The organism is Pontibacterium sp., from assembly GCF_041587635.1.
Taxonomy (GTDB): domain Bacteria; phylum Pseudomonadota; class Gammaproteobacteria; order Pseudomonadales; family Balneatricaceae; genus Pontibacterium.
On sequence record NZ_JBFGYC010000290.1, the window covers coordinates 1 to 5045 of the forward strand.

7 protein-coding genes are annotated in these 5045 nt (G+C 51.5%); all 7 read left to right on the forward strand.

Annotated elements, in window-relative coordinates; genetic code table 11:
• Positions 1-125 precede the first annotated feature (125 nt).
• A complete protein-coding gene (locus tag ABYW01_RS13690; RefSeq protein ID WP_372833594.1) occupies positions 126-440 on the forward strand; it encodes a phenol hydroxylase subunit in 315 nt (104 codons plus the stop codon).
• Between the two features lie 30 nt (positions 441-470).
• Positions 471-1457: an aromatic/alkene monooxygenase hydroxylase subunit beta gene (locus tag ABYW01_RS13695; RefSeq protein ID WP_372833597.1), complete on the forward strand. Its 987-nt coding sequence runs from the start codon at positions 471-473 to the stop codon at positions 1455-1457.
• Positions 1458-1468: 11 nt separating this feature from the next.
• On the forward strand, positions 1469-1738 hold the full coding sequence (locus tag ABYW01_RS13700; protein ID WP_372833600.1) for an MmoB/DmpM family protein: 270 nt from the start codon (positions 1469-1471) through the stop codon (positions 1736-1738).
• Between the two features lie 17 nt (positions 1739-1755).
• Entirely contained in the window at positions 1756-3258 is a 1503-nt protein-coding gene (locus ABYW01_RS13705; RefSeq protein WP_372833603.1) for an aromatic/alkene/methane monooxygenase hydroxylase/oxygenase subunit alpha, read from the forward strand.
• 71 nt (positions 3259-3329) lie between these two features.
• Positions 3330-3692, forward strand: coding sequence for a phenol hydroxylase subunit P4 (locus ABYW01_RS13710; RefSeq protein ID WP_372833605.1), 363 nt, complete (start codon positions 3330-3332; stop codon positions 3690-3692).
• A gap of 19 nt (positions 3693-3711) precedes the next feature.
• Complete coding sequence (locus ABYW01_RS13715; protein ID WP_372833607.1) at positions 3712-4773, forward strand: NADH:ubiquinone reductase (Na(+)-transporting) subunit F; 1062 nt, start codon at positions 3712-3714, stop codon at positions 4771-4773.
• A 32-nt stretch (positions 4774-4805) separates the two neighbouring features.
• On the forward strand, positions 4806-5045 hold a 240-nt coding region (locus ABYW01_RS13720), incomplete at its 3' end, for a 2Fe-2S iron-sulfur cluster-binding protein (RefSeq protein WP_372833608.1).

Sequence of the window (5045 nt, forward strand, 5' to 3'; positions counted from 1 at the left end):
ATCCTTGAAAAACAATGGGTTGGGTTGTTTTTTGTGTTTTTGTTTATTGGTTTTTTTAAATTCTGGCATAGCCATTGCTCTATACCCAGTGACCTGAATCAGAAAAAAACATAACAGGGGGCGAAATGGCTGAGGTGATAAATCTGGATACCCGGTCGAGTGATCCGAGCAAACCAAAATTTGAACGGTTAACGAAATATGTACGGGTTCGCAGCCCTCAGGGTGCTCGATTCGTGGAGTTCGACTTCGCAATTGGTGATCCAAGTCTGTTCGTAGAGTTGATCATGCCGCAGGGCGCTTACGAGCACTTTTGCAACGTGAATGACGTGATTCATATGACCGATGAACAGATGGCAGCTGTAGATGCCGAGATGGAAAAGTGGCGTTACGGCGAAGACACCCTGATGTCGCACAACCACGACCATTTCGCATCCGAATAACAACAATCTGACTTAGCTGGGAAATGTCCGATGAGTATTGAAATCAAAACCGCGACGCTTGAGCCGGTACGTAACACCTTCGCGCATATTGAGCGCCGCTTTGGTGACAAGCCTGCAACGCGTTATCAGGAAGCGACCTACGACGTTCAGTCTGAGAAATATTTTCACTATCGCCCGCTGTGGCAGCCGGACATGGAGCTGAATGATCCGCGTCGTACGGCCCTTGTGATGGAAGACTGGTACGCGTTTAAAGATCCGCGTCAGTTTTACTACGGCGCTTATGTTCAACAGCGCGCGAAGATGCAGGAAGTTGCTGAGAGTAACTACGCCTTCTTTGAAAAACGTGATCTGAAGCGTTTGCTGGGTGATGACCTGCAGAAGAAAGTGATTCGTTACCTGGTCCCGCTGCGCCACTTCGAGCACACCGCCAACCTGAACAATATGTACGGTTCTTCACAGGGCTACGGCACGGCGATTACTCAGGCGCTGCTGTATGACGGCATGGATCGTCTGGGTATTGCTCAGTACCTGTCCCGTATTGGTTTGATCCTTGATGGCAACAGCGGTGATGCGCTGGGCGAAGCGAAAGCTTATTGGATGAGCGAAGAGATCTGGCAGGGCATGCGTGCACTGTGTGAAGAGACCACGGTCACCAAAGATTGGTTCGAATTGTTTGTTGCGCAGGATCTGATCCTGGACGGTTTGGTATACGACCTGATGTTTAACCAGTTCGACGCATGGTTGGCGGACAACGGTGGTCAGGACATCAGCATGCTGACTGAGTTCATGCAGCTGTGGAACAAAGACAACACCCGCTGGGTGGATGCTGTGATGAAAGTTGCAGTGGCTGAATCTGCGGAAAACAAAGCACTGCTGGAAGGTTGGGTTACTAACTGGAAAGAGAAAGCAGTGGCTGCACTGAAACCACTGGCAGAAGAGATGCTGGATGCAGAAGCGATGGATAAAGCCGTTGCTGCACTGGACAAACGTCTGACCAAAGCTGGCCTGTTCAAGTAAGGAGTTACGTAATGTCTAAGGTTTATATCGCGCTGCAAGATAACGACGAATCCCGCTACATCGTCGAAGCAATTGAAGAAGATAATCCGGATGTGACCGTGATTCACATGCCAGCGATGGTCCGCATCGAAAACGAAGGTCGTATGACTATCAACCGCGAAACGGTGGAAGAAAAAATGGGGCGTGACTGGGATGTGCAGGAACTGCACGTCAACCTGATCACCCTCGGCGGTAACGTTGAAGAAGACGACGATTCTCTGTCTCTGCACTGGAACGAATAAGAATAAGGTAACGAATCATGGCAGCTAAGAAACTCAATATTAAAGACAAATACCGTCTGCTGACCCGCGATCTGGACTGGGAATATTCCTACTCCGATCGTAAAGAAGCGTTCCCTTACGAAGATTTTGAAGGCATCAAAATCACCGATTGGTCCAAGTGGGAAGACCCGTTCCGCCTGACCATGGATACGTACTGGAAGTATCAGGCAGAGAAAGAGAAGAAACTGTACGCGATCTTTGACGCATTTGCGCAGAACAATGCGCACATGAACGTATCGGATCCGCGCTACGTGAACGCAATCAAAATCTTCCTGACCGGTGTATCTCCGCTGGAATATCAGGCGTATCAGGGCTTTGCCCACACCGGTCGTCAGTTTGGTGGTGTTGGTGCACGTGTTGCGTGTCAGATGCAGTCACTGGATGAGCTGCGTCACGTGCAGACTCAGATCCATGCGATGAGCCACTTCAATAAGTTCTTTGACGGCTTCCAGGAATACAGCCACATGCATGACCGCGTGTGGTACCTGTCGGTACCGAAATCGTTCTTCAACGATGCGCGTGCAGCAGGTCCGTTCGAATTTATGATCGCGATCGGTTTCTCCTTCGAGTACGTACTGACCAACCTGCTGTTCGTACCGTTTATGTCCGGTGCAGCACACAACGGTGATATGGCGACTGTGACCTTCGGTTTCTCTGCACAGTCAGACGAAGCGCGTCACATGACGCTGGGTCTGGAAGTGATCAAGTTCCTGCTGGAGCAGCACGAAGACAATGTGCCGATCGTTCAGAAATGGATCGATAAGTGGTTCTGGCGTGGTTCCCGTCTGCTGACCATCGTTTCCATGATGATGGACTACATGCTGCCAAACAAGGTGATGTCCTGGAAGGAAGCGTGGGAAGTCTACTTCGAAGAAGCCGGTGGTGCGCTGTTTAAAGATCTGGCGCGTTACGGCATCGAAATGCCGAAGTACGCCGATGTGATTGAGAAAGAGAAAGAGCATATCTCTCACCAGGCGTGGTGGACCTTCTACACCCACGGTCATGCGGCAGGTTTCCATACCTGGATCCCGACAGACGAAGAGCTGGATTGGTTGTCTGAGAAATACCCTGAAACCTTCGACAAATACTACCGTCCGCGCTGGGAACTGGCGAAAGAGATGGAAGCGAAAGGTGAGCGTTTCTACACCAAGGCACTGCCTCAGCTGTGTACAACGTGTCAGATCCCGATGCTGTTCACCGAGATGGATGATCCGACTCAGACCTCTTACCGCGACAGTATGTACAACGGCGAGCGTTACCACTTCTGTTCTGACGGCTGTAAAGACATCTTCGATGATGAGCCAGAAAAATACGTTCAGTCCTGGTTGCCTGTACACCAGATCTTCCAGGGCAACTGCGGTGGTCCGGACGTGGGCGATGTCCTGAGCGACTTCTACCACATGAATGTTGGCGTCGACAACATGGATATGAAGGGCTCACCGGACGAAAAACGCTGGAAACAGTGGAAAGGTGTGGCTTAAGCCGGAACAAGAACAATAACAGGCTGGCGCGGTGAGTGTGTCCCGCGCACAGCCCGATGTGAGGAAGAACAATGGCTGTTAAAGCAATTACGCCTGACTACAAAGGCGAAGTACTCGATAAGTTTGAGAACTTTCACGGCAATCAGGTGGTGTACGTAGGTTGGGACCACCATCTGATGTTTTGTGCACCGTTTGCCTATCCGGTGCCACCAGAAATGACCTTTGAAACCCTGCGTTCCGAAGTGATGGCTGAAGCATTTAGCCTGCACCCGGAATATGCCCAGATCGATTGGGATAAGGCCAGCTGGATGCTGGACGGTGAAACATTTACGCCACAGGCGGATGTGGCACTGAAGGATCAGGGTGTTGGTCACAAATCCGTTCTGCGTTTCAGTACCCCGGACCTGAAAGGTTATCAGGGCGCGGGCGTCTGAGATCGGGAGGTAATCACCAATGACTTACGAAGTAACTGTAGAACCGACCGGCGATGTCATCGAGGTCGAAGAAGATCAGACGATTCTGGACGCAGCATTGCGCCAGGGTGTCTGGTTACCTTTTGCCTGCGGTCACGGTACCTGCGGCACCTGCAAAGTCACCGTTACTGACGGTGATGCAGATGTGGGTGAAGCATCACCGTTCGCGCTGATGGAATCTGAGCGTGATGACGGTGTTGTGCTGGCCTGCTGTGCCAAACCTGAATCTGATTTGACGATCGAAGCGGATATCGATGTGGACCCCGACTTTGCCGGTCACCCGGTCAACGACTATGTGGGTACCGTCACAGAGATCCGTGATCTGTCGCCCACCATCAAAGGTTTCTTCTTTGAGCTCGATGGTGAGATGGAGTTTCAGGCAGGCCAGTACATCAACCTGCATATCCCGGGTGTAGAAGGCACACGTGCGTTCTCCATTGCCAACAAACCGTCCGATAGCAACACGCTGGAACTGCATGTGCGTCTGGTGCCGGAAGGCGCGGGAACAACCTATCTGCACAACGAACTGCAGGTGGGCGATACGCTGGATGTGTCTGGGCCATACGGTCAGTTCTTCACGCGCAAATCTGACGAACAGGATGCCATCTTCATTGCGGGTGGTTCAGGTCTGTCCAGCCCTCAGTCCATGATTAAGGAACTGTTGGAAGAGGGCGATCAGCGCAAGATGTACCTGTTCCAGGGCGCACGTAACGTCGCTGAGCTGTACAACCGCGAGATCTTCGAAGCGCTGGCGGAAGAGCATGAAAATTTCTTCTACATTCCGGCACTGAATGCGCCTGAAGAAGCGGATAACTGGGAAGGTTTCACCGGTTTCGTACATGAAGCTGCGCAGGATTACTTCGACAATAAGTTCAGTGGTCACAAAGCTTACCTGTGCGGTCCGCCGCCGATGATCGATGCGGCGATTACCGCACTGATGCAGGGGCGTCTGTTCGAACGTGACATTCATATGGAGCGTTTCGTAACTGCTGCTGACGGTGCTGAAGAGCAAACACGTTCTGCTTTGTTTAAACGTATATAAGTTTAAGCGTATCTGATGAAGAGCCTGTACCGATGAGTACTCAAACGGTTGAAACCGACATTAAGGTCCACCGCATTCAGGTGGTGAACCGGAATCAGGAGTACCTGTGCCGTGATGACAAAAGCCTGCTGGTGGGGATGGAGTTGCAAAACACCCAAGCCATCGAGGTGGGATGTCGCGGCGGTGGTTGTGGCATGTGCAAGATCCGTATTCTCGACGGTGAGTTCGAGAAAAAGCGGATGAGTCGTGCCCATGTATCGGAAGCGGAAGAG

Bases quoted from the DNA above. Each gene is read 5' to 3' on its own strand.
- ABYW01_RS13690 (WP_372833594.1), top strand. From the start codon at position 126: ATGGCTGAGGTGATAAATCTGGATACCCGGTCGAGTGATCCGAGCAAA.
- ABYW01_RS13695 (WP_372833597.1), top strand. From the start codon at position 471: ATGAGTATTGAAATCAAAACCGCGACGCTTGAGCCGGTACGTAACACC.
- ABYW01_RS13700 (WP_372833600.1), top strand. From the start codon at position 1,469: ATGTCTAAGGTTTATATCGCGCTGCAAGATAACGACGAATCCCGCTAC.
- ABYW01_RS13705 (WP_372833603.1), top strand. From the start codon at position 1,756: ATGGCAGCTAAGAAACTCAATATTAAAGACAAATACCGTCTGCTGACC.
- ABYW01_RS13710 (WP_372833605.1), top strand. From the start codon at position 3,330: ATGGCTGTTAAAGCAATTACGCCTGACTACAAAGGCGAAGTACTCGAT.
- ABYW01_RS13715 (WP_372833607.1), top strand. From the start codon at position 3,712: ATGACTTACGAAGTAACTGTAGAACCGACCGGCGATGTCATCGAGGTC.